This is a genomic window from Gordonia sp. SCSIO 19800 (assembly GCF_018132775.1).
Classification (GTDB): Bacteria; Actinomycetota; Actinomycetes; order Mycobacteriales; family Mycobacteriaceae; genus Gordonia; species Gordonia hongkongensis.
In genome coordinates this window covers 120051-139687 of record NZ_JAGRQM010000006.1, presented here as the reverse complement: position 1 = coordinate 139687, position 19637 = coordinate 120051, and the positions used below count along the sequence as shown (strand labels likewise).

22 protein-coding genes are annotated in these 19637 nt (G+C 68.6%); 16 read left to right on the top strand and 6 right to left on the bottom strand.

Annotated elements, in window-relative coordinates; translation table 11 throughout:
• Positions 1-40 precede the first annotated feature (40 nt).
• The 6 genes from KB201_RS09610 to KB201_RS09585 all read left to right on the top strand — a co-directional run bounded on the left by KB201_RS09610 (position 41) and on the right by KB201_RS09585 (position 5646).
• A complete protein-coding gene (locus KB201_RS09610) occupies positions 41-1381 on the top strand; it encodes a DUF445 domain-containing protein (RefSeq protein WP_211539052.1) in 1341 nt (446 codons plus the stop codon).
• Positions 1382-1527: 146 nt separating this feature from the next.
• The gene (locus tag KB201_RS09605; RefSeq protein ID WP_249145277.1) at positions 1528-2049 is read left to right on the top strand and encodes a helix-turn-helix domain-containing protein; all 522 of its coding nucleotides are present in this window, start codon (positions 1528-1530) and stop codon (positions 2047-2049) included.
• A gap of 3 nt (positions 2050-2052) precedes the next feature.
• The gene (locus KB201_RS09600) at positions 2053-3255 is read left to right on the top strand and encodes a heparin-binding hemagglutinin (RefSeq protein ID WP_211539050.1); all 1203 of its coding nucleotides are present in this window, start codon (positions 2053-2055) and stop codon (positions 3253-3255) included.
• 68 nt (positions 3256-3323) lie between these two features.
• Positions 3324-3647, top strand: a complete 324-nt coding sequence (locus KB201_RS09595; protein ID WP_058251270.1) for a DUF2516 family protein — start codon at positions 3324-3326, stop codon at positions 3645-3647.
• A 6-nt stretch (positions 3648-3653) separates the two neighbouring features.
• Entirely contained in the window at positions 3654-4472 is an 819-nt protein-coding gene (locus KB201_RS09590) for a MerR family transcriptional regulator (protein ID WP_058251269.1), read from the top strand.
• A 58-nt stretch (positions 4473-4530) separates the two neighbouring features.
• The gene (locus KB201_RS09585) at positions 4531-5646 is read left to right on the top strand and encodes an alpha/beta fold hydrolase (protein ID WP_078111696.1); all 1116 of its coding nucleotides are present in this window, start codon (positions 4531-4533) and stop codon (positions 5644-5646) included.
• 13 nt (positions 5647-5659) lie between these two features.
• Here KB201_RS09585 and KB201_RS09580 read toward each other — a convergent pair whose 3' ends face one another.
• Positions 5660-6754, bottom strand: coding sequence for a UDP-N-acetylmuramate dehydrogenase (locus KB201_RS09580; RefSeq protein WP_078111695.1), 1095 nt, complete (start codon positions 6752-6754; stop codon positions 5660-5662).
• Positions 6755-6792: 38 nt separating this feature from the next.
• Here KB201_RS09580 and KB201_RS09575 point away from each other — a divergent pair, with 38 nt between their 5' ends.
• From KB201_RS09575 to KB201_RS09555, 5 genes are all read left to right on the top strand, one after another.
• On the top strand, positions 6793-7299 hold the full coding sequence (locus KB201_RS09575; protein WP_078111694.1) for a DUF2505 domain-containing protein: 507 nt from the start codon (positions 6793-6795) through the stop codon (positions 7297-7299).
• Between the two features lie 10 nt (positions 7300-7309).
• Complete coding sequence (locus KB201_RS09570) at positions 7310-7822, top strand: DUF2505 domain-containing protein (protein ID WP_058251265.1); 513 nt, start codon at positions 7310-7312, stop codon at positions 7820-7822.
• 110 nt (positions 7823-7932) lie between these two features.
• Positions 7933-8631 carry a class I SAM-dependent methyltransferase gene (locus tag KB201_RS09565; RefSeq protein ID WP_249145276.1) on the top strand — a complete coding sequence of 233 codons (699 nt, stop codon included), beginning with the start codon at positions 7933-7935 and terminating at the stop codon, positions 8629-8631.
• A 10-nt stretch (positions 8632-8641) separates the two neighbouring features.
• Positions 8642-9517, top strand: a complete 876-nt coding sequence (locus KB201_RS09560) for a carbon-nitrogen hydrolase family protein (protein WP_078111963.1) — start codon at positions 8642-8644, stop codon at positions 9515-9517.
• Positions 9514-10695, top strand: coding sequence for a DUF2993 domain-containing protein (locus KB201_RS09555; RefSeq protein WP_078111693.1), 1182 nt, complete (start codon positions 9514-9516; stop codon positions 10693-10695). Before KB201_RS09560 ends, KB201_RS09555 begins: the two co-directional genes overlap by 4 nt.
• A gap of 7 nt (positions 10696-10702) precedes the next feature.
• Here the strand turns inward: KB201_RS09555 and KB201_RS09550 are convergent, their stop codons facing one another.
• Complete coding sequence (locus KB201_RS09550; RefSeq protein ID WP_078111692.1) at positions 10703-11326, bottom strand: hypothetical protein; 624 nt, start codon at positions 11324-11326, stop codon at positions 10703-10705.
• A 221-nt stretch (positions 11327-11547) separates the two neighbouring features.
• Between KB201_RS09550 and KB201_RS25055 the strand changes: the two genes are divergently transcribed.
• Complete coding sequence (locus KB201_RS25055; protein WP_264186680.1) at positions 11548-11676, top strand: hypothetical protein; 129 nt, start codon at positions 11548-11550, stop codon at positions 11674-11676.
• A 516-nt stretch (positions 11677-12192) separates the two neighbouring features.
• Here KB201_RS25055 and purU read toward each other — a convergent pair.
• Positions 12193-13089 (bottom strand): formyltetrahydrofolate deformylase, encoded by an 897-nt coding sequence (gene purU / locus KB201_RS09545; protein ID WP_078111691.1) that lies wholly within the window; start codon positions 13087-13089, stop codon positions 12193-12195.
• 27 nt (positions 13090-13116) lie between these two features.
• On the opposite strand from purU, the gene deoC reads away from it, so the two are divergent.
• Positions 13117-13794 carry a deoxyribose-phosphate aldolase gene (gene deoC / locus KB201_RS09540; protein ID WP_211539042.1) on the top strand — a complete coding sequence of 226 codons (678 nt, stop codon included), beginning with the start codon at positions 13117-13119 and terminating at the stop codon, positions 13792-13794.
• Between the two features lie 32 nt (positions 13795-13826).
• Here deoC and KB201_RS09535 read toward each other — a convergent pair whose 3' ends face one another.
• Positions 13827-14804 carry an NAD(P)/FAD-dependent oxidoreductase gene (locus KB201_RS09535; RefSeq protein ID WP_065631523.1) on the bottom strand — a complete coding sequence of 326 codons (978 nt, stop codon included), beginning with the start codon at positions 14802-14804 and terminating at the stop codon, positions 13827-13829.
• Positions 14801-15694 (bottom strand): trans-aconitate 2-methyltransferase, encoded by an 894-nt coding sequence (locus tag KB201_RS09530; protein WP_078111690.1) that lies wholly within the window; start codon positions 15692-15694, stop codon positions 14801-14803. The genes KB201_RS09535 and KB201_RS09530 overlap by 4 nt, the downstream gene beginning before the upstream one ends.
• A gap of 47 nt (positions 15695-15741) precedes the next feature.
• On the opposite strand from KB201_RS09530, the gene KB201_RS09525 reads away from it, so the two are divergent.
• Both KB201_RS09525 and KB201_RS09520 read left to right on the top strand, forming a co-directional pair.
• Positions 15742-16344, top strand: a complete 603-nt coding sequence (locus KB201_RS09525) for a helix-turn-helix domain-containing protein (RefSeq protein WP_211539034.1) — start codon at positions 15742-15744, stop codon at positions 16342-16344.
• A gap of 63 nt (positions 16345-16407) precedes the next feature.
• Complete coding sequence (locus KB201_RS09520; RefSeq protein WP_068972262.1) at positions 16408-17664, top strand: Ig-like domain-containing protein; 1257 nt, start codon at positions 16408-16410, stop codon at positions 17662-17664.
• A gap of 3 nt (positions 17665-17667) precedes the next feature.
• Here KB201_RS09520 and KB201_RS09515 read toward each other — a convergent pair whose 3' ends face one another.
• Positions 17668-18432, bottom strand: coding sequence for an SDR family NAD(P)-dependent oxidoreductase (locus KB201_RS09515; RefSeq protein WP_078111688.1), 765 nt, complete (start codon positions 18430-18432; stop codon positions 17668-17670).
• 38 nt (positions 18433-18470) lie between these two features.
• On the opposite strand from KB201_RS09515, the gene KB201_RS09510 reads away from it, so the two are divergent.
• The gene (locus tag KB201_RS09510) at positions 18471-19598 is read left to right on the top strand and encodes an ROK family transcriptional regulator (RefSeq protein ID WP_078111687.1); all 1128 of its coding nucleotides are present in this window, start codon (positions 18471-18473) and stop codon (positions 19596-19598) included.
• Positions 19599-19637 lie beyond the last annotated feature (39 nt).

Here is a 19637-nt window from a genome sequence, read left to right as displayed (position 1 = left end):
ACGCAGCCAGCGTAGTCGCTCGATGGGTGACACTGGTTCCATGGCATCGACAGTCATCCCAGGAGTCGCCGGTCAGCACGACGGTCCGCCGGCCAAGGCGTCCGCGCCCGGATTCGGCGGGAACAGCGCCGGCGACGAGGGCAGACGCAGGGACCTTCGCAAGATGAAAGCGGTGGCCACGGGCTTCCTGGTCTTCGCCGCGATCGTGTATCTGTTCACCCGCTACCTCGAGCATCGCGACGGCGCCGACGTCGCGGCCTGGGTCGGCTACGTCCGCGCGGCCTCCGAAGCCGGGATGGTCGGCGCGCTGGCCGACTGGTTCGCGGTGACCGCCCTGTTCCGCCACCCACTGGGCATCCCGATCCCGCACACGGCCCTGATCCGCAAGAAGAAGGACGACATCGGCGAACAACTCGGCGGCTTCATCGAAGAGAACTTCATGACGCCCGATGTGGTGGTGTACCGAGCGGAGCAGCTGGATCTGCCCCGACGGTTGTCGACGTGGGTCGCCGACCCGCGCAACGCGCCGCGGGTGAGTGGCGAAGCCGCCCGTGCGATCAAGCTCGCCGCGGAGATGCTGCGCGACGAGGACGTCGAACAACTCATCCAGGCCGCGCTGAAGTGGGCGGCCGAACCCCAGTGGGCGCCACCCACCGGGCGCATCCTCGAACAGCTGATCGCCGAGGATCGTCTGGAGCCGGTGTTCCAGCTGCTGTGTGACCGGGCTCATGAATGGGCGGTCGGCAGCCAGGATCTGATCGATCGGGTCGTCGACCGGGACGGACCCCAGTGGACGCCGAAGTTCGTCAACAGTCTGGTGGGGGACCGGATCTATCGCGAACTCGTCGACTTCACCTACAAGGTGCGGGTGGATCCCGATCACGAATTGCGGCGGGCCATGCACGATTTCGTGGAGAAGTTCGCCGACGATCTGCAGCACGACCCCGAGATGATCGCCAAGTTCGAGGCTCTCAAGCTCGAACTGGTCGGACGCGACGAGGTGACCGGTGCGGCGTCGACGGCGTGGCAGACCGGCAAGGCCGTCATCGAGGAGATGCTGTCGGACCCGAACAGCACGCTGCGGAACACGTTGTCGGACTCCATCATCCAACTCGCGGAACGTGTCCGCGACGACCGGCCGCTGCAGGAGAAGATGAACGGCTGGGTGGCGCGGGTCGCGCACCACGTCGCCGCGAACTACTCGCAGGAGATCATCTCGGTCATCACCGAGACCGTGCGTGGTTGGGATGCCGATGACACGAGTCGCAAGATCGAACTACAGGTCGGCCGCGACCTGCAGTTCATCCGGATCAACGGCACCGTCGTCGGCGCACTCGCCGGGCTCGTCATCTACTCCACCTCGGTGCTGATCTTCTCCTGACGCATCGTCGCCGCATCGTCCGTGGCGTCGAAGCGGGAGTTTGCTGTGTGCTTGCACGGGCTAGCACTGGTGTTGATACTGGGAGAACGGGCCGAAAGTCGGACACATCGCCGAACGTCGGGCCCCACCATGAGAACGGAGCGTTGATGCAGTCCGAGAAGGATGAAGCGTCTCCCGACGCGGACGACGCCTCGGTCGCCGACTCCGCCGCACCGGGTGAAACCTCTACTGCTGACCGCGTTTCCGCCGTCGAGGCGGTCGGCGACGACCCTGATTCGACGACCCCCATCGCGGTGGAGGCGGTCGAGGCCGTCGCCAACGCGGCCCAGGACATCGGTGCGTTCATCCGGTCCCAGCGGGTCGCGGGCAAGGTCTCGCTGCGCCAACTCGCCGAGCGGGCGGGCGTGAGCAACCCCTACCTCAGCCAGATCGAACGCGGTCTGCGGAAGCCGTCGGCGGAAGTGCTCGCCCAGATCGCCAAGGGTCTCCGCGTGTCGGCCGAGGTCCTGTACGTGCGGGCGGGGATACTCGAAGAACGGCCCGCGAGCCCGGTCCGTGATGCTCTCATCGCAGATGACTCCATCAACGAACGTCAGAAGCAGATGTTGCTGGAGATCTACGAGTCGTTCCGGAAAGAGAACACGATCGAGTCGACCGGCAAGGAGTAGTTGATGAGCGAGAACCCGTTGACCACAGCCGTGGGGCAGGTGGCTGCCTTGCTCGCAGACGTGCGTGAGCGCGGCGAGGCCGCGAGCGAGCAAGCCCAATCGAAGCTCGTCGAGACCGTCGGGTCGACCCAGGCGAAGGTCGCCGACGCGCAATCCAAGATCGCCGAGACCGTCGAGAACACCCAGTCGAAGCTGGTCGAGACGGTCGGTTCGACACAGTCCAGGCTCGAGGCGCGGATCACCGGTTCGCGGGACGACGCCCAGGCCCGGATCGACGAGGCGCTCGCCACGGCACTGGCCATCTTCGAGGAGGCGAGGACCAAACTGTCGGCGCTGCCGGTCGAATTGCCCGCCGAGATCGAGGATCTGAAGGCGCGGTTCTCCCCGGAGGAACTGCGCAAGGTGGCCGAGGCGTACCTCGCGGTGGCCGCGGGACTGCTGACCGCGCTGGCGGAACGACGCGACGAGGCGGTGGAGAAGCTCAAGTCACAACCGCTCGTCGGCGAGAACCTGCCGAAGCTCGAGAAGGTGTACAACGACGCCGTCGGTCTCACCGAAGACGCGCTCGGAACGATCTCCGAGCAGACGCGGGCGGTCGGCGAACGTGCGCTGAAGCTGGCGAACCGGGCCGACGATGCGCCCCGCGACGAGAAGCCACGCATCGAGCCGCCGGTGAAGTCGGAAGGCGACATCGTTCCGCCGGCGAAGGCCGCGACGAAGGCGGCACCGGCGAAGAAGGCGGCACCCGCCGAGAAAGCCGCGGTCACGACGGCGCCGGCCAAGGAAGCGGCGAAGAAGGCATCGCCGGCGAAAGAAGTGGCGAAGAAGGCCCCGGCGACAAAGACTTCGGCGACCAAGGTCCCGGCCAAGAGTGCGCCGGCCAAGAAGACGCAGGCCAAGAGCGCTCCGGCGAAGAAGGCGGCGGCAAAGGAGTCGGCGACGAAGAAGGCGGCGCCGGCCAAGGCGCCCGCCAAGAAGGCCGCCGCCGTCAAGGGCCCGGCCGAGCGGGCTGCCGCGAAGACCGCCGCCAAGAAGGCACCGGCCAAGAAGACCCCGGCGAAGAAGGCTCCGGCGAAGAAGGCTGCGACCACACAGACCGCGGCCAAGAAGACCCCGGCGAAAAAGGCCGCCGCGAAGCAGACCCCGGCCAAGAAGGCTGCTGCCGAGAAGGCCCCGGCGAAGAAGGCGTCACCCGGCGCCGAATGATCGTCGACGGGCCGGGTGACCGCACCGCGTCGTAGGGTGTCGCAGCAAACGGCACTCGCGCGACTACAGTGTTCGACGTGGACTTCTTCAGCGTAATGGCCTACGGCCAGAGTCTGATCATGCTGACGCTCACGGTGGTCGCGGGCATCGCCTCGACCGTCGCGCTCATCCACGCCGCCATCCAGCGGCCCGACGCCTTCCCGGCGGTGGATCGGCAGAGCAAGGTCATCTGGGTCTCGATCCTCGCCGCCGCGACCCTGTTCATCTGGTTCTTCGGTGCGGTGAACTTCCTGGGCATCATCGGAGTGGTCGCGATGCTCGTCTACCTCGTCGACGTACGCAAACGGGTCGACGACATCCAGGGCAAGTCCTGGTTCAGCAAAAGGGCCTGACGCATCGTGGCGGAGTATCGGATCAACGACCTGGCGGAGGCATCCGGGGTCAGCGTTCGCAACATCCGGGTCTATCAGGACCGCGGACTGTTGCCGCCGCCCACCATTCGCGGACGCGCCGGTTGGTATTCCGACCAGCACCTCGTCCGGCTGAACCTGATCTCGCGCATGCTCGAGCGCGGTTACACCTTCGCCACCATCAGTGAGCTGCTGCACGCGGCGCATCACGGCATGCGGGTGGAGCAGATCCTGCGCGGCACACCGAAGGGCGGCCGGTTCCGCAACTTCAAGCGCGCGGCGACGATCACCATCACCGAGTTGCGCAAGACGCTGAACGCCAGCGACCGGTCGATCGCGCTCAGCCAGAAGCTCGGACTGCTGGCGAAGGACGGCGCGCACTACGCGATTCGCAACCCGGAATTGCTCGAGGGGGCCGAGATCCTGGTCAAGAGCGGGGTCGACATCGATGTCCTGCTCGACCGGTGGGTCCGCGTCCAGGAAGACCTCGAAGATGTCGCCACCAGCTTCGTCTCGATCATCACCGACAAGTACTTCGACGAGAACCTCCCCGACCTGGGCGAGGCCGGCGTCAGCGAGATGGCCGACCTCATCCAGACGGTTCGGCCCATCGCCCACGAGATCGTCGAGACGACGTTCCGCAAGGCGCTCGACGAGCAGATCTCCAAGGCGATCGGGGAGGCGGCGACCTACTTCGACGCCGAGGTGCCCCCGCCGGTCCTGCCCGCCGGCGAGGAGTCGGAGCCGGCACAGGCGGACTATGAGACAACGGACGTTGGTACATTGAACCCCGAGACGGGGCGCTGAGCCGGATTCGGTGCCTTGCAGAGGACCAGTGAGGTCCTCGACAGGTGAGGAGTGCCGGATGAACACGAAGTCAGTGGCCAGTGCGGGCAGCGTTGCCACCGCGATCGGGGCGGGCGTGGTCGCGCTGGGAATCGGAACCGTCTTCGCGCGACTCGCGCGCGAGGCACTGCAGGCCGAATTCGCCGTCGACGACGGCCCGGACGATCTCCTCACCCGCCCGGACAACGCCCCGCAACGTCTCGAGGTCCCGACCGCGGACGGGGCCCGGCTCAATGTCGAGGTCTACGGTGACCCCGACGACCCCGGCGCCGACGACACCGGCGACGTCATCGTGATGGTCCACGGCTGGACCTGCAACACCGCCTACTGGTACCCGCAGATCAACCACCTGGCCGCCTCCGAGGGCGGCTCCCGCCGGGTCGTCACCTACGACCAGCGCGGCCACGGTGGCAGTGAGCGCGGCCACCGCCGACCGACCGTCGCCATGCTCGGTGAGGACCTCGACGCGGTGCTCGAGGCGGCAGTGCCGGCCGGGCGCCGCGCGATCCTGGTGGGACACAGCATGGGCGGCATGACCATCATGTCGTGGGCGGCCCAATACCCCGACAAGGTCGGGTCGCTGGTGTCGTCGGTGGTGCTGGTCTCGACCGCCGCCAAGGCGGTCATGGACAACCACCTGCTGATCCCGGTCGATCTGCCGGCGTACGCCAAACCGTTCGCGCCGGCCGCCGCGAAGATGATCACCTCGGTCCCGGTTCCGATCCCGAAGACGTCCTACGGCGTCCGCTTCTCGCACTACATCGCCCTCGGGCCGCACGCCCGCCGGGCGCACGTCGAGTTCGTCGACGAGATGATCGGCTCGTGCCCGCCGCGCGCTCGGGCCGGATGGGGTTCGGCGATGGGGAAGCTCGATGTGACCGCCGGACTCGAGGCGTTGACGGTGCCGACCACCGTGGTCGTCGGCACCGAGGACCGGCTCACCCCGCAGGTACACGCCGAGCAGATCGCCGAGGTGTTGCGCCGCAACGGTTCGCTGCGAGAGATGGTCGTCTACGACGGCGTCGGACACATGTCGAGCATCGAGGCCGCCGAACGCTTCAACGCCCTGCTCGACGACGTCGTCGCCGAGAGTTCCCGGGAGACAGCGGATCTGAAGGACACCCAGGCGGTCTGACCGGTCTTTCCCGTCACAGACTGCAGTTGACCAGGACCGGCTCGGGCCGCAATGTCACCCCGAACGCCTCGTCGACGCCGTCGCGGACCTCGCGAGCCAGATCGAGGAGCTGGGCGGTGGTCGCGGCGCCCCGATTGGTCAGCGCCAGAGTGTGTTTCGTCGAGAGTCGGACCGCCGCGTCCGGGCCCGGGTGTCCACGGCGGAAGCCCGCCCGTTCGATCAGCCACCCGGCCGACAGTTTGATCGCCGCGTCGGTGTCATCGGTGCCCGCGCGATAGGTGGGGATCGCGACGTCGTCGCCGACGCGCGCCGCGATCCGGTCGAGCACCGCCGGGGCGTCATCGCCCGGCACGATCGGGTTGGTGAAGAACGAGCCGGCGCTCCAGGTGTCGAAGTCCGTCGCGTCGAGCACCATGCCCTTGCCCGCGCGCAGGTCGAGCACGGCTGCGCGCACCGTGGCGGCGTCGACCCGATCGTCCGGTTCGACCCCCACGCGGGTCGCGAGTTCGCGGTAGCGGATCGGCTGGCTCACGCGATCGTCGTTGAGCCAGAACGAGACCGCGACGACCACGAAGTCGTGCCGGTGCTTGAGATTGCTGGTCCGGTAGCCGAGACCGAGCTCGGTGGGGGAGACCCACCGCAGGTTGCCGGAGCGTCGATCGAGGACCTGAACCGATCGGAGGATGTCGGCCACCTCGACGCCGTAGGCCCCGACGTTCTGCACCGGGGTCGCCCCGGCCGCGCCGGGGATCCCGGAGAGGCACTCGAGTCCGCCGAAACCGGCGTCGACCGTCGCGGCGACCAGCTCGTCCCAGCCCACGCCAGCGTCGGCGACCACGTGCGGCCGTCCCGACTCACGGCCCGATCCGAACTCGAGGCGTCGGCTGCCGAGTACGACCGCCGTCCCGTCGAACCCGGCGTCGCCGATGACGAGGTTCGAACCGCCGCCGACGACGAGGACCGGCTCGGACCGTGCATCGAGGTCGAGGATGGTCTCCACGATGGTGCGGGTGTCTTCGCAGCGGATGATCTCGCGCGCGGGCCCACCCAGACGCAGGGTGGTCAGCTCGGCGAGGGGCGCGCTCAGCGGCGCCTGCGTGTTGGTCACGTCCTCAACGTTAACCGGCGGGCGGTAGCGTTCTCATCATGGCGAGCAAGCTGCAGCACACGGTGTCCTATCCCTTCTCCACCGCGCGTCTGTGGGCGATCTACACCACCGAGAAGTACTGGCACGACCTCGTCGAGCGCATGAACTCCGGGCACGGGCATGTCGAGAAGGTGACGATCACCGGCGACACGGTCACCGTCGAGATCCAGCAGGGCATTCCCGCCGACAAGCTGCCGTCCGCGGTCACCAAGGTCATGCCGGGCGACCTCCGAATCCCGCGCAAGAACACATACCGCCTGGTCGGCGACCGGATCGAGGGGGAGACACATGCCACGGTCGACGGGGCGCCGGTGCCGGTCGACATCACCGGCACCACCGTGACGTCGGGTGACCCGGCGACCACCGACAACCGCGCCGAGGTGTCGGTGAATCTCCCGCTGTTCGGCGGGAAGATCGAGAAGGCGGTGGTCAGCGAGCTGTCGGCGCTGCTCGACGCCGAGCGCGGACACACCGTCGAGTGGGAGACCGAGAATCCGCTGACGTAGCCTGGTCTGCATGGCACGACGGCTCAGCTACTCCGCTCGGTACACGCAGTCCGCGGAGAAGCTCTACCAGGCCCAGAGCATCAAGCAGTACTGGGACGACATGATGGCGGGCTTCCAGATGATCTCCCCGCACTGCGAGGTCGACTCCTTCGTCTCCGACGAGACGGGTATCCGGGTGGTCCTCAAGCAGACGATCGGGCGCGACCAGCTGCCCGCGCTCGCGCAGACGGTGATGAAGAAGGACATGGTCATCACCCGCGAGGAGACCCTGGGCCCGTTCGACCCGGACAACACCAAGGGCACCTACAACGCCTCGATCCCGGCGGGACCGGGCAGCCTCAACGGTTGGCAGGAACTCTTCCCCACCGAGAACGGTGGCTGCACGATCCGCCGGACCAGTGAGGCGAAGGTCTTCGTCCCGTTCGTCAACGGCAAGCTCGAGCAGATGATCCTGATCAACCTCGTCGACCTGTTCCGCGCCGAGGCCGAGTACGCCAAGGACTGGGTCGACAAGAACTTGTGATCCGAGCCGGCCGCCCGTCCGTCAGGTCCGAGCGCATCGAGCACAGACCGCAGGGCCGGGTCACCCGGGGCACGACGAACATCAACCGGCTCCGGCGGGTGGACAGGTGGATGGTCCACTCCCCGCGGGTGCGTGCCGCCCTGGACGTGCCCCGGCCGCTGGTCGTCGACCTCGGCTACGGTGCGCGTCCGGACACGACCGTCGAGATGGCCGAACGGCTCCGCGCGGTCGCCCCGGATCTGGAGATGGTCGGTCTCGAGATCGACCCCGCCCGCGTGGTCGAGCCCCGTGCCGGCGTGCGGTTCGGGCTCGGCGGCTTCGAGCTGGGCGGCCTGCGACCCCGGGTGGTGCGCGCGTTCAACGTGCTGCGTCAGTACGACGAGAACGAGGTCGACGACGCGTGGGCCCGGATCCGTGGTGCACTCTCGCCGGGCGGAGTGATCGTCGAGGGGACGTGCGACGAGATCGGCCGACGGTGCAGCTGGGTGCTGCTAGACGTCGACGGGCCGGTGAGCATGACCCTCAGCTGGGCGCCGGAGCATTCGGACCGTCCGTCGGACCTGGCCGAGCGTCTGCCCAAGGCGCTGATCCATCGCAACGTGCCGGGCGAGCGGATCCACACCCTGCTGACCCTGGCCGATCAGTGCTGGGACATCGCCGCGCCGTTGGCGCCGTACGGCCCGCGCGCCCGATGGGTGCATGCACTGGGTCTGCTGCGCGACCGTGGGGTCGACTGCGAGATGCCGCGGCGCCGCCTGTCCGACAACGTGCTCACGGTTCCGTGGGAGACCGTCGCACCGGCTGGATAGTGTGGCCGTCATGCGTGTCGCGATGGCCCAGATCAGTTCGACCGACGACCCCACCGCCAACCTCGAGACGGTGCGTGCGGTCACCGCGGACGCGGCGTCGCGCGGCGCCGAGCTCGTCGTCTTCCCGGAGGCCACGATGTGCCGGTTCGGGGTGCCGCTGAAGCCCGTCGCCGAGGATCTCGACGGTCCGTGGGCGCGCGGGGTGTCCGACGTCGCCGCGGCGTCAGGGGTCACGGTGGTGGCCGGGATGTTCACGCCTGCCGGCGACGGCCGGGTCCGCAACACCGTCGTCGTCGCACACCCGGACGGGACACGCCGCGGGTACCACAAGATCCATCTCTACGACGCCTTCGGATTCACCGAGTCGAAGAACGTGGCCGCCGGAGCGGAGCCGCTGACCTTCGCGGTCGGCGACGTCACCGTCGGCGTGGCCACCTGCTACGACATCCGATTCCCCGCATTGTTCACCCACCTCGCACGGAAGGGCGCCCAGGTGATCGTGGTACCCACGTCCTGGGGCTCAGGACCGGGCAAACTGCGTCAGTGGGAGGTGCTCGCCGCGGCCCGAGCGCTGGACTCGACGACCTTCGTCGTGGCCGTCGACCAGGCGTTTCCCACCGACGAGGCGGCCGCGTCGTCGAGTGCGCCGACCGGAATCGGACACAGCCAAATCACAGACCCATTCGGTACGTTGGTCGCCGCGTATCCGGATAGCATCCGGGTGGACGTGCACGACCTCGACCTAGCACTGGTCGACCAAGCCCGTACGCAACTGGCAGTCCTCGCCAACGAGCGCCCACTGCCGGTCGGCGGCGAGACGGACAACGACGTGACGCCGGCCCACACGCGGCTCCGCGAGTCAGACGACCCAGGACGGAACCCATGAGCGACAGCAACACGCCCCGCCCCGATTCCTCATCCGGGGACAACGCCGACGAGACCGCGAAGATCGATCCGCATGCCGGCGACCCCTCCCAGCCCGGTACGACCGGTGAGCCGACGTCGACGGGCCAGGGCGACGAATGGCGTCCGGTGTCCGGCACCGAACAGGGCGAGCCGCCCGCGACCGAGCAGTTCGCGACCGAACCGATCGTCCCGGGAGCACAGGCCTACTCGGCCATCCCGCCGTCCGACGCCGACACCGGCACCATCGGCGGTGCCAAGCCCCCCACCTCGCAGTTCGCGCCCGGCGAAGACCCGTACGGGGCCGGGACGGCCGCCTCGGGACCGATTCCTCCGGGACCCGCCGACTCCACCGGCAGCGGACCGGTCCTCACCTCCCCGCGCAAGAAGCGGAGCACCCGCAAGATCGTCGCCCTCAGCGTCGTCGGTGTGCTGCTCCTCGCGGTCATCGCCGCGGTCGGCAGCGAGCTGTACCTGCGCAACAAGGTCACCAACTGTCTCGAGGAATCCTTCAGCGGGCTGACCGGCGTGCCGACCGAGGTGTCGCTCAGCCGTAAGCCGATCCTCCTGCAGGGCAGCGGCGACATCCCGTTCGTACAGGTCGACACCGATGACAGTGCCGGGGGCGTCCGTCTGCACATGCGTGCGGACGGAATCTCGGGCACCGAGAACTCCACCGACATCCAGAGTCTCGACGGCACGGGTTTCATCCCCTACGAGCGGATCGTCGAACTCAGCAAGGAGCAGGCCGGGGCGTCCGGTCAGAGCACCGGCACCCCGACCGGTGGCGTCGGCGCGGTCGAGCAGATCACCGGCAATGCGGCCGACGGCACCTTCGAGGTGCAGGCCGCCTTCCCGGTCATGGTCTTCCAGGTGCCGGTGTCGGCGACCATCAAACCGGTGCTGAACGACGGCCGGGTCGACTTCGAGGTCGTGAAGGCCAGCGCCCTGGTCTTCGGCATCCCGCCGGACTTCGCGCAGCAGATCGTCGACCAGATCACGACGTCGTCGCTCGGCCCGTTCTTCGACGAGGTGCAGGTCGACTCGCTCGAGGTGACCGACAGCGGGCTCGAGTTCGCCATCAGCGGTTCGGACGTGCAGCTGACCAGTGAGATGACCGGCACCTCGTCGCAGAGCCAGTCGGGCGGTTGCTCGGTCTGACCGGGACTCAGACCGCCGGCGGCGGGTCGACGGTCAGGAACCAGACCGTCGGACCGTCGGTCAGCGTGAACTCGCCGTAGACCCGGCCGCCCCATTTCCGTGCGTACACGTCGACCATGTGGGCGTCGGCCGTGCTGGCGGTGACCGGCGACCCCGCGCCGAGGGCCTCTTGCAGGACGGGTTCGAGCATTGCCGCGAGAGTGCCGTTCCTTCGATGGGCCGGGTGGACGAGCGCGAACACGATGCTGTGGGCGGAATCGATCGCGAGCGCACGCGATTTCTCCTGGAGTTCACGGAATCGTGGAATCAAACCATCCAGGGCGGCCACGAAATGGCGTGTACGGTTCGCCAGTTCGTCGTCGACCGGTTGGGTCCGATGATCGGGGCCCGCCACCGCGATCAGTCCGGTCAATTCCCCGGTGGTGGCGAACAGGCCGCGCAGGCCCGGCAGCAGATCGGTGAAGAGGACGTCGCCGTACCACCGGAACACTTCGGGCGGGGAATTCTCGCCCAGAAGCCATCGATAGACCGGGACCTCCTGCATTCCCCCCGCGAGAAGGTCGAGTGCTAGCGGGCGGTCGGCGGCCGTCAACGACCGTGATCGAGTCCCGGTCGCGTGAATGCTGACCATTGATCCATGCCACCATGAAATCCCCGCGAATGTTCCCGGTCGGGTGAATTCCGCGCGAGATTCATGTGTTGTTTAGAACGGCATTTGAGAACCCAAACCAAGAATTATTCATATCGCAGGACGATACCGTGATCGGTCTGTAACGTCGCCCCCGAGTCGTGTGACCAGGTGAGACGCGCGACCGACACTCTGGCATCTCACCATCATCAGAGGAGACGGATATGGCAGGCATAGTCGAGGGCGGTCTCGCGGGTGCGATCGGAGGTGCCGTCGAGGCGATCATCGGCGGGCTCGGTGACGCGGGTTCGATCGGCGGCGGTTCGCTCGGCGGCAGCGATTCGGAGACCTGAATCGGCCCGACTCACCACCGGTTCAGCAGTTGATGGCCCCGACGGCATCAACTGCTGAACTGTTTCTGGGCCGAGTCGAGATTCGACGCAGGCACCCGCACGTTGCATTTTCGATGCATTTCAAGGGTGTTCACATTCGATTTCCCATGATTTCAATTCGGGCAATGTTGCGCTTTCAGCTGGGATGACGCTGTTTTCGTGGGTCCGATTGTTGCGATATGCGAAGGCGGGTTTCGCTGATAGGGGAGACATTCCCGAAATGTATATGTAACGTCGGCGTCGAGCCGACGCACGGGTGAGAGCGGACGGTGATCGACGAACAATCTCACCGATGACGAAGGGAGCAGATATGTCTGACGCAATCGAGGGTGGCATCTCCGGCGCTATCGAGGAGATCATCGGCAACCTGGTCACCGGTTCGCTCGGTGGCGAGGAAGAGACCCCCGCCGGCTGAGTGCCCAGACTTTGGCACCGCCCCGCGACGGAAGTCGCGGGGCGGTTCGCTGTGTGGGGCCCTCAATTGAAGACGACGGTCTTACGTCCGTGGACGAGCACCCGGTCCTCGAGATGCCACCGCAGGCCTCGGCTGAGCACCAGCGTCTCGATGTCGCGACCCTGGCGGACCATGTCGGCGACCGAGTCGCTGTGGTCCACGCGGACGACGTCTTGTTCGATGATGGGTCCGGCGTCCAGGTCGGCGGTGACGTAGTGGCAGGTGGCTCCGATCAGCTTGACCCCGCGCGCGAAGGCCTGGTGGTAGGGCCGCGCACCGACGAAGCTGGGCAGGAAGCTGTGGTGGATGTTGATGGCCCGCCCGGCCCATGCGTCACAGAGCTGCGGCGGCAGGATCTGCATGAAGCGCGCGAGCACCACGGCGTCGGGGTCGTAACCCTCGACGATCCGCCCCAGTTCGCCGAAGGCCTCGGCCTTGCGCTCACTCTCGAACGGAACATGGTGGAACGGGATGCCGAACCGAGTGGCCAGGTCTTCCAGTTCGCGGTGGTTGCCGACGACCGCCCGGATGGCCGCCGGCAGTTCTCCACGATGTGCACGTCCGAGCAGGTCGATGAGGCAGTGGGTCTCCTTGCTCACCAGGAGGACCACGGACTTCGTCTCTCGCGAATCGGTGAGGCGCCAATCCGTTTCGGGTCCGAGTTCGGCGGCCACCTCCGACGCGAAGCGCGCGCGCAGTTCGTCCGCGGTCGACGACACCGAATCCGCGCGGATGGCCTGGCGGGTGAAGAACCACCCGGTCTCCTCGTCGGAGTGGTAGGCCGCCTCGGTGATCCAGCCCCCGACATCGGTGAGGAAGGTCGAGATCCGCGCCACGATGCCGGTGCGGTCGGGGCAGCCGAGCGTCAGCACGTAGCGGCGCTCGGTCTGGTCTGTCGGGATCGTCTGTGCGGGGGCCACGACAGTCAGTGTGCCAAGCTCGTCGGTGTGACGAACAAGGACCTGCGACGCGGCGACGTCGCCGCCATCATCGACCACACCTTGCTCAAACCCGAGGCGACCCGGGCCGACGCGGAGGCCACGGTCGCCGAGGCCGCACGACTCGGGGTGCTCGCCGTCTGCCTCTCGCCGTCGATGTTGCCGATCGACACCGGGGAACTGCGGACCTGTGTCGTGGCCGGGTTCCCGTCAGGGAAACACCACTCGCTGGTCAAGGCGGCCGAGGCGCGTCTGGCCGTCGACTCCGGGGCCGACGAGATCGACATGGTGATCGATGTGGGTGCGGCCGTCGACGGCCGGTTCGACGAGGTGTTCGCCGACGTCCTGACCGTCCGGGAGGCCGTCGGCGACGACACCCTCCTGAAGGTGATCATCGAATCGGCCGCGCTGCTGCAGTTCGCCGGGCCTGACACCGTCACCGAGGTGTGCCGCCGCGCCGAGCGGGCCGGTGCGTCGATGGTGAAGACGTCGACCGGGTTCCATCCGGCGGGCGGCGCGAGCGTCGAGGCGGTGCAACTGATGCGCGCCGCGGTGAGCGACCGGGTGGGAGTCAAGGCGAGCGGTGGCATCCGGACCGCCGAGGCGGCCGCTGAGCTCATCGCCGCGGGGGCGACCCGGCTCGGGCTGTCCGCGTCGGCCGCCGTGCTCGACGGATTCCCCGAGTAGGCGGCGGCCGCGGATCTGCGTACCGGCATCGGTCACGCCAGGGCGGAGACCTTGGCGTCGAGGTCGGCCATGACCAGGCTGGCGTTGACCGCGGCACCGGCGGACACGCCCTCGCCCATGGCGACGGTCACCATCGCGTGCACGGTGGTGGTGTTGCCCACCGCCCATACGCCCGGCAACGCGGTCTCGCCCATCGGGCCGGTCCCGACCAACCCGCCCATCGGGCCGTCGTCGAGGGTGCCGCCGAGTCGCTCGTAGAGGTCGCCGCGGACGATGAATCGCGGCGAGACGACCACCGCGTCGGCCTCGACCACGGTGCCGTCGGTCAGGAGCACGCCGTCGAGGTGGGCAGAACCGTTCTCCGCGCGCGTCCGGACGCGCTCGACGCGGGCGTCGACGATGTCGATGCCGACCGCGGCGAAGTGCGACCGGTCGTCGTCCGACAGGGCGTCGGGATCGTGCGCGACCACGGTCACCCGGTCGCTGAGCTGGCGGAACATCAGTGCCTGATGCGCCGACATCGGGCTCGTCGCGATCTGCACGATGCGTGTTCCGCGGACCTCGTAGCCGTGGCAGTACGGGCAGTGCAGCACATCGTGTCCCCACAACTCCGCGACGCCGGGGAGGTCGGGGAGTTCGTCGACCAGGCCGGTCGCCAGGATGAGGCGACGGGCCGCGACGACCTCGCCGGAGGACAGCCGCAGGGTGAAGTCGTCGACGGTGCCGGCCGCGTCGACGACTGTGCCGGAACGGATCTCGGCGCCGTATCCCGTCGCCTCCGCCCGACCGCGGGCGAGTAGCTCCAGGGGTGCGATCCCGTCCTGCCCCAGCACATTGTGGGCGCCGGCCGCCGGTGCGTTGCGCGGTTGCCCCGCGTCGATGACCACGACCTTGCGCAGTGATCGCGCGAGGACGGTCGCGGCGCTGAGTCCGGCAGCTCCGCCGCCGACGATGGCGACGTCGTATTCGGTTGTGAGGGAGTCTTTCTGGGCGGATGAGGAGTTGGTCATCGTTGCTCGCTCTCGGAGGTGGGAATGGGGGAGGTGCGCGGCCGGGCGACCCAGAGGAGTCGTCCGGCGGCGAGGGTCAGGTCATCGAGACGATTCCGCGCGTCTGCCTCGGTCAGGTCGTCGAGCAGGGCGAGGTCGGCGGGATCGAGGGCGTCGGCCAAACGGTGCCGGAACTGGGCGAACCAGTGCCGGGCGTACCGCGCGACCGAAGGGCTCGGGTCGCTGCGCCGGACGTGGACGGTCTCGGCGCGGAGTACCTCGTAGTCGACGTCGTGAAACGCGTCGGTCCAGTCCACGAGCGCCTCCCACCCGGCCCCGGCGGCCGCGGTCTGGCAGCGGTCCTGCAGCCCGAGCAGTTCGGCGTCCTCGTGGGCGGGGACGAAACGCGGGACGCCCGCCATCTCGGTGATCACGACGATGCCCTCCGGTCCGAGCGAGGTCGCGGCCTCCCGCAACAGGCGCCGCGGATCGGCGACGTGATGCAGCGACATCGCCGCCCACACGACGTCGGGCGTTCCGAGCGGCGGCAGTCCGTCGTCGAGATCGGCGACGACGGCGGTCACCCGATCGTCGAAACCGCCCTCCCGTGCGCGTCGTTCGACGAGCGCGACCATGTCGGACGACCCGTCCACCGCCAGGATCGAGGCGTGCGGGAAGCGGCGGGCGAGTGCCTCGGTGCCGGTCCCGGTCCCCGCCCCGAGATCGGCAATGCGCGCGGGTACGCGCCCCAGGACCTCGGCGACGAGGCGGGCGGCGTCCTCGAGGTAGTCGGCCATGAGCTCGGCGTCGAGGTCGAGGACCGCGGCGAGCCGGGCGTGGTTGTGGTGGTCGGTGTGGTTCGGGTGCTCGTGATGTCCGGCGGTCGGATGGGGATGGTGCGTGCTGGTCATGACCCCACGGTAGCGCCGCCATGCCCGGATGGCATAGCATCTTGCCAATGACGCAAGAACTCGACGCGGTCGTCCGCCAGCGCATCCGCGGCCTCCGCATCGCCAGGGGCTGGACGCTCGACGCGCTCGCCGCCCGGTGCTGTCTGTCGCCGTCCACACTGAGTCGGATCGAGACCGGGCATCGGCGGGTGGCGCTCGACCAGCTCGTACCGATCGCCCGCGCGCTGGGCACGACCCTGGATCAGCTGGTCGAACCCGCGGACGACACCGATGTCGTGATCCGGCCCCAGCCGCACACGGTGGAGGGCATGACGATGTGGCTGCTCTCGCGGGAGAACGCCCCACAGGGTGTCACCGTGGCGAAGATGCGGTTCGACCGCGAGCAACCCGTCGGTGACCTGCGCGTCCATCCGGGCTACGAGTGGTTCACGGTGCTGTCGGGAACCGTGAGGCTGTGGCTGGGCGACCGTACGATCCTCGTGCCCGAAGGTGACGCCGCGGAGTTCTCGACGATGATCCCGCACGCCATCTGCGCGTATCAGGGCCCGGCGGAGGTGCTGTCGATGATGGACCACGCCGGCGAGCGCGCGCACCTGCCGTCCGTGCGAACCGGACGCGCGGCCCGCGACGACGACGCCCCGGACGCCTGACCACCTGCCCCGCGGCCGCACACCACCGATGCGAGGCGGCGCATCGGTACTGTTGTTGCGGTGATGACTCCCCAGACCTCGGTGAACCGACGCTCCGTGCTCGCCGCGGCCGGGGTCGGAGCGCTCGGGGTCGCGGTGGCGGCCTGCTCCGGCTCCGGCCTCGGCCCCGGAGACGACACACCGGCCGACCCGCCGGTCACCCTGACTTTCACCCCGGCCCTCGATGCCGAGCCGGCCACCCCGACCGCCGAGTTCTCGGTCAAGGCGACCGACGGTTCCCTCAACCCCGACGTGAAGCTGACCAACCCGCGCGGCGTCGTGGTGAAGGGTCAGTTGTCGGAGGACCGGACGACCTACACGATCGGCGAGCCCCTCGGTTACGGCACCGAATACACCTGGAGCGGAACGGCGGTGGGTCTCGATCGCAAGGTCGTGCCGGTCGCCGGGACGTTCACCACGCTGCAGCCGTCGAGTCAGGTGAACGTCGTCGTGAACATCGGCGACGGTCAGGAGGTCGGCATAGCGGCGCCGATCATCCTGAAGTTCAACGGGACGGTCGAGGACAAGGAGGCCGTGGAGCGGGCGCTGACCGTCACCACCACACCACCCACCGAGGGGTCGTGGGCGTGGCTCGGCGAGGACAACGGCTCCCGCGTGCACTGGCGCCCCCGCGAGTACTACGCACCCGGCACGAAGGTCAGCATGGCAGCCAAGCTGTACGGCCTCGACCACGGCGGCGGCGCGTACGGCGCGGCCGACGTGACCAGCGACTTCGCCATCGGGCGGGCCCAGGTGGTGAAGGCCGAGGAATCCTCGCACCGGATCGTGGTGCTCCGCGACGGTGTCGAACTCATGGCGCTGCCGTGCAGCTACGGCGGCGGCGACCTCGACCGGAACGTCACGCGCTCGGGCATCCACGTGGTCACCGAGAAGTACGAAGAGTTCTTCATGAGCAACCCGGCCGCGGGTTACTTCAACATCCGCGAACGCTGGGCCGTGCGGATCTCCAACAACGGCGAGTTCATCCACGCGAACCCGGCGACCGTGAACGTGCAGGGATCGGCGAACGTCACCAACGGATGCATCAACCTGTCGGAGGCCGACGCCGAACGCTACTTCCGGGTCGCGGTCTACGGCGACCCGGTGGAGGTGACCGGGACGCGGATCGCGTTGTCGGAGGCCGACGGCGACATCTACGACTGGATCTACGACTGGGAGACCTGGCAGGGCATGTCGGCCATCAAGGGCGAGGTCCGCGAGACCTCGGTCCCGGCCACGCCCAGCGGGGCGCCCACCTCGAACGCCCCGGCCCCGCGCTAGCCGCTAGCCGGTCTTGATGTTCCGCCGGGCCGAGGCCTGATCGCGCGGCTTGAGGATGATCTGGTCCAGGTTGACGTGCGGCGGCCGGGACGCGACGAACCCGATGACCTCGGCCACGTCCTCGGCGACGAGCGGTGTCAGGCCCTCATAGACCTTGTCGGCGCGTTCCTGGTCGCCTTCGAAGCGGACGAGGGAGAAGTCGGTCTCGACCATGCCCGGCGCGATCTCGGTGAGCCGGACCGGCTTCCCGAGGAGTTCATAGCGCAGGGTCCGGTGGGTGACACCCTGCGCGTGCTTCGCCGAGGTGTACCCGGCGCCGTTGTCGTAGGCCTCGAACGCCGCGATCGAGGTGACGGAGACGATCAGGCCGTCACCCGACGCGATGAGTGCGGGGAGCAACGCCTTGGTGACCCGCAGGCTCCCCAGCACGTTGGTCTCCCACATCCAGCGCCAGTCGTCGAGGTCGGCGGTCGACACCGGGTCGAGACCCTTGGCGCCACCGGCGTTGTTCACCAGCACGTGCACCGTGTCGAGGCCGTCGACAAAGGCGGCCACGGACTGCTCGTCGGTGACGTCGAGTTGTCTTCCGGTGCCGCCGATCTCGTCGGCCAGCGCGGTCACCCGATCGACCCGGCGCGCCCCCAGCACCACGTGGAAGCCCTGCGAGGCGAGCTGACGCGCGGTGGACGCGCCGATCCCCGAACTCGCGCCGGTGACCACGGCGATCGGTCGGTTGTCCGTCGACTGGGAGGCGGTGTCGGTGCTCATGGGCTCAACCTTACGGACCGCGCTGCTACATTCGTCGCATGAGTGGGGGAGTGATCCCGGCGGCGCTGCAACTGACCTCCACCCCGGCGGCGGCGGTACTGCACGCGATCCGGGTCGGCGGACCGGTGACGCGGGATCAGCTCGCCGCGACGACGGGTCTGTCGCCGGCCACCATCAACCGTCAGGTGCACGCGCTGGCCGCTCACGGTCTGGTCGTCGAACGCCCCGATCTCGCCGGGCCGAAAGCGATTGGCCGGCCCAAGAATCCGCTGACCATCGACCGCGACTCGCTGTGCGTCGCGGGTATGCACATCGGCGCCCGCCGGACCGTGCTCGTCATCGCCGACCTCGGCGGCCGCACACTGCACAGTCACGCCGTGCTGACGCCGACCGGCGATCAGGAGGACGCGCTCGCGCACCTCAGCGGACTGCTCGCCGAACTCGCCGCCCGGTTCAGCGGGCGGCGGGTGCTGTGGGGAGGTGTCGCGGTCGGTGGCGCGGTCGACGCCGAGACCGGGGTGGTGAACCACCGGGTCCTGGGCTGGCATCAACTCGCCGTGGGCGCAACACTTGCCGGGCGCCTCGACACACCGGTATCGGTCTGTGAGCACGTCGAGGCGATGGCGGCGGCGGAACTGCTCCTGTCCCACCCGCGTGACGACGGGGGCTCCGGGTTGTTCTTCTACGCTCGCGAAACCGCGGGAATGGCAATGACTCTCGACGGCCGGATACACGTACCCGAACGCGGGGCCGGCACCATCGCGCACCTGCCGGTCACGGCTCCGGTCCTCGCTCCCGGTCTCACCCGGGTCCGGTTGCAGAACGTCATCGGCAACGACGCCGCGGAGGCCGCGGCGCGTCGGCTGGGGATCAGCCCCACGGCCGCCCGGATCGTCGACGAACGGGCCCGCGTGCTCGGCGAATCGGTCGCGCTCATCCGGGATGTGATCAACCCCGATGCCATCGTCGTGGCCGGTGATGCCTTCGCCGCACACCCGCACGGGCTCGCGCCGGTGCAGGCGGCCTTCGACGAGGCGACCACCCTGACCTGGCCGCTGGAGATCGCGCCGTCGAGATTCGGTGTGCGCGTGCAGGAGAGCGCAGCGGTGGTGGTGGCGCTCAGCGTCATCTACGCGGATCCGATCGCGGCGATGGCGACGCTGTAGACAGGCCGTCGGCCCGCCTGCCGCTGCCGTCCGCGCCGG

Bases quoted from the DNA above. Each gene is read 5' to 3' on its own strand.
- KB201_RS09565 (WP_249145276.1), top strand. From the start codon at position 7,933: ATGGTCCACTCCCCGCGGGTGCGTGCCGCCCTGGACGTGCCCCGGCCG.
- KB201_RS09520 (WP_068972262.1), top strand. From the start codon at position 16,408: ATGACTCCCCAGACCTCGGTGAACCGACGCTCCGTGCTCGCCGCGGCC.
- KB201_RS09560 (WP_078111963.1), top strand. From the start codon at position 8,642: ATGCGTGTCGCGATGGCCCAGATCAGTTCGACCGACGACCCCACCGCC.
- KB201_RS25055 (WP_264186680.1), top strand. From the start codon at position 11,548: ATGGCAGGCATAGTCGAGGGCGGTCTCGCGGGTGCGATCGGAGGTGCC.
- KB201_RS09555 (WP_078111693.1), top strand. From the start codon at position 9,514: ATGAGCGACAGCAACACGCCCCGCCCCGATTCCTCATCCGGGGACAAC.
- KB201_RS09550 (WP_078111692.1), bottom strand. From the start codon at position 11,326: ATGGTCAGCATTCACGCGACCGGGACTCGATCACGGTCGTTGACGGCC.
- KB201_RS09605 (WP_249145277.1), top strand. From the start codon at position 1,528: ATGCAGTCCGAGAAGGATGAAGCGTCTCCCGACGCGGACGACGCCTCG.
- KB201_RS09610 (WP_211539052.1), top strand. From the start codon at position 41: ATGGCATCGACAGTCATCCCAGGAGTCGCCGGTCAGCACGACGGTCCG.
- KB201_RS09575 (WP_078111694.1), top strand. From the start codon at position 6,793: ATGGCGAGCAAGCTGCAGCACACGGTGTCCTATCCCTTCTCCACCGCG.
- KB201_RS09530 (WP_078111690.1), bottom strand. From the start codon at position 15,694: ATGACCAGCACGCACCATCCCCATCCGACCGCCGGACATCACGAGCAC.
- KB201_RS09515 (WP_078111688.1), bottom strand. From the start codon at position 18,432: ATGAGCACCGACACCGCCTCCCAGTCGACGGACAACCGACCGATCGCC.
- KB201_RS09570 (WP_058251265.1), top strand. From the start codon at position 7,310: ATGGCACGACGGCTCAGCTACTCCGCTCGGTACACGCAGTCCGCGGAG.
- KB201_RS09535 (WP_065631523.1), bottom strand. From the start codon at position 14,804: ATGACCAACTCCTCATCCGCCCAGAAAGACTCCCTCACAACCGAATAC.
- KB201_RS09525 (WP_211539034.1), top strand. From the start codon at position 15,742: ATGACGCAAGAACTCGACGCGGTCGTCCGCCAGCGCATCCGCGGCCTC.
- KB201_RS09510 (WP_078111687.1), top strand. From the start codon at position 18,471: ATGAGTGGGGGAGTGATCCCGGCGGCGCTGCAACTGACCTCCACCCCG.
- KB201_RS09585 (WP_078111696.1), top strand. From the start codon at position 4,531: ATGAACACGAAGTCAGTGGCCAGTGCGGGCAGCGTTGCCACCGCGATC.
- KB201_RS09600 (WP_211539050.1), top strand. From the start codon at position 2,053: ATGAGCGAGAACCCGTTGACCACAGCCGTGGGGCAGGTGGCTGCCTTG.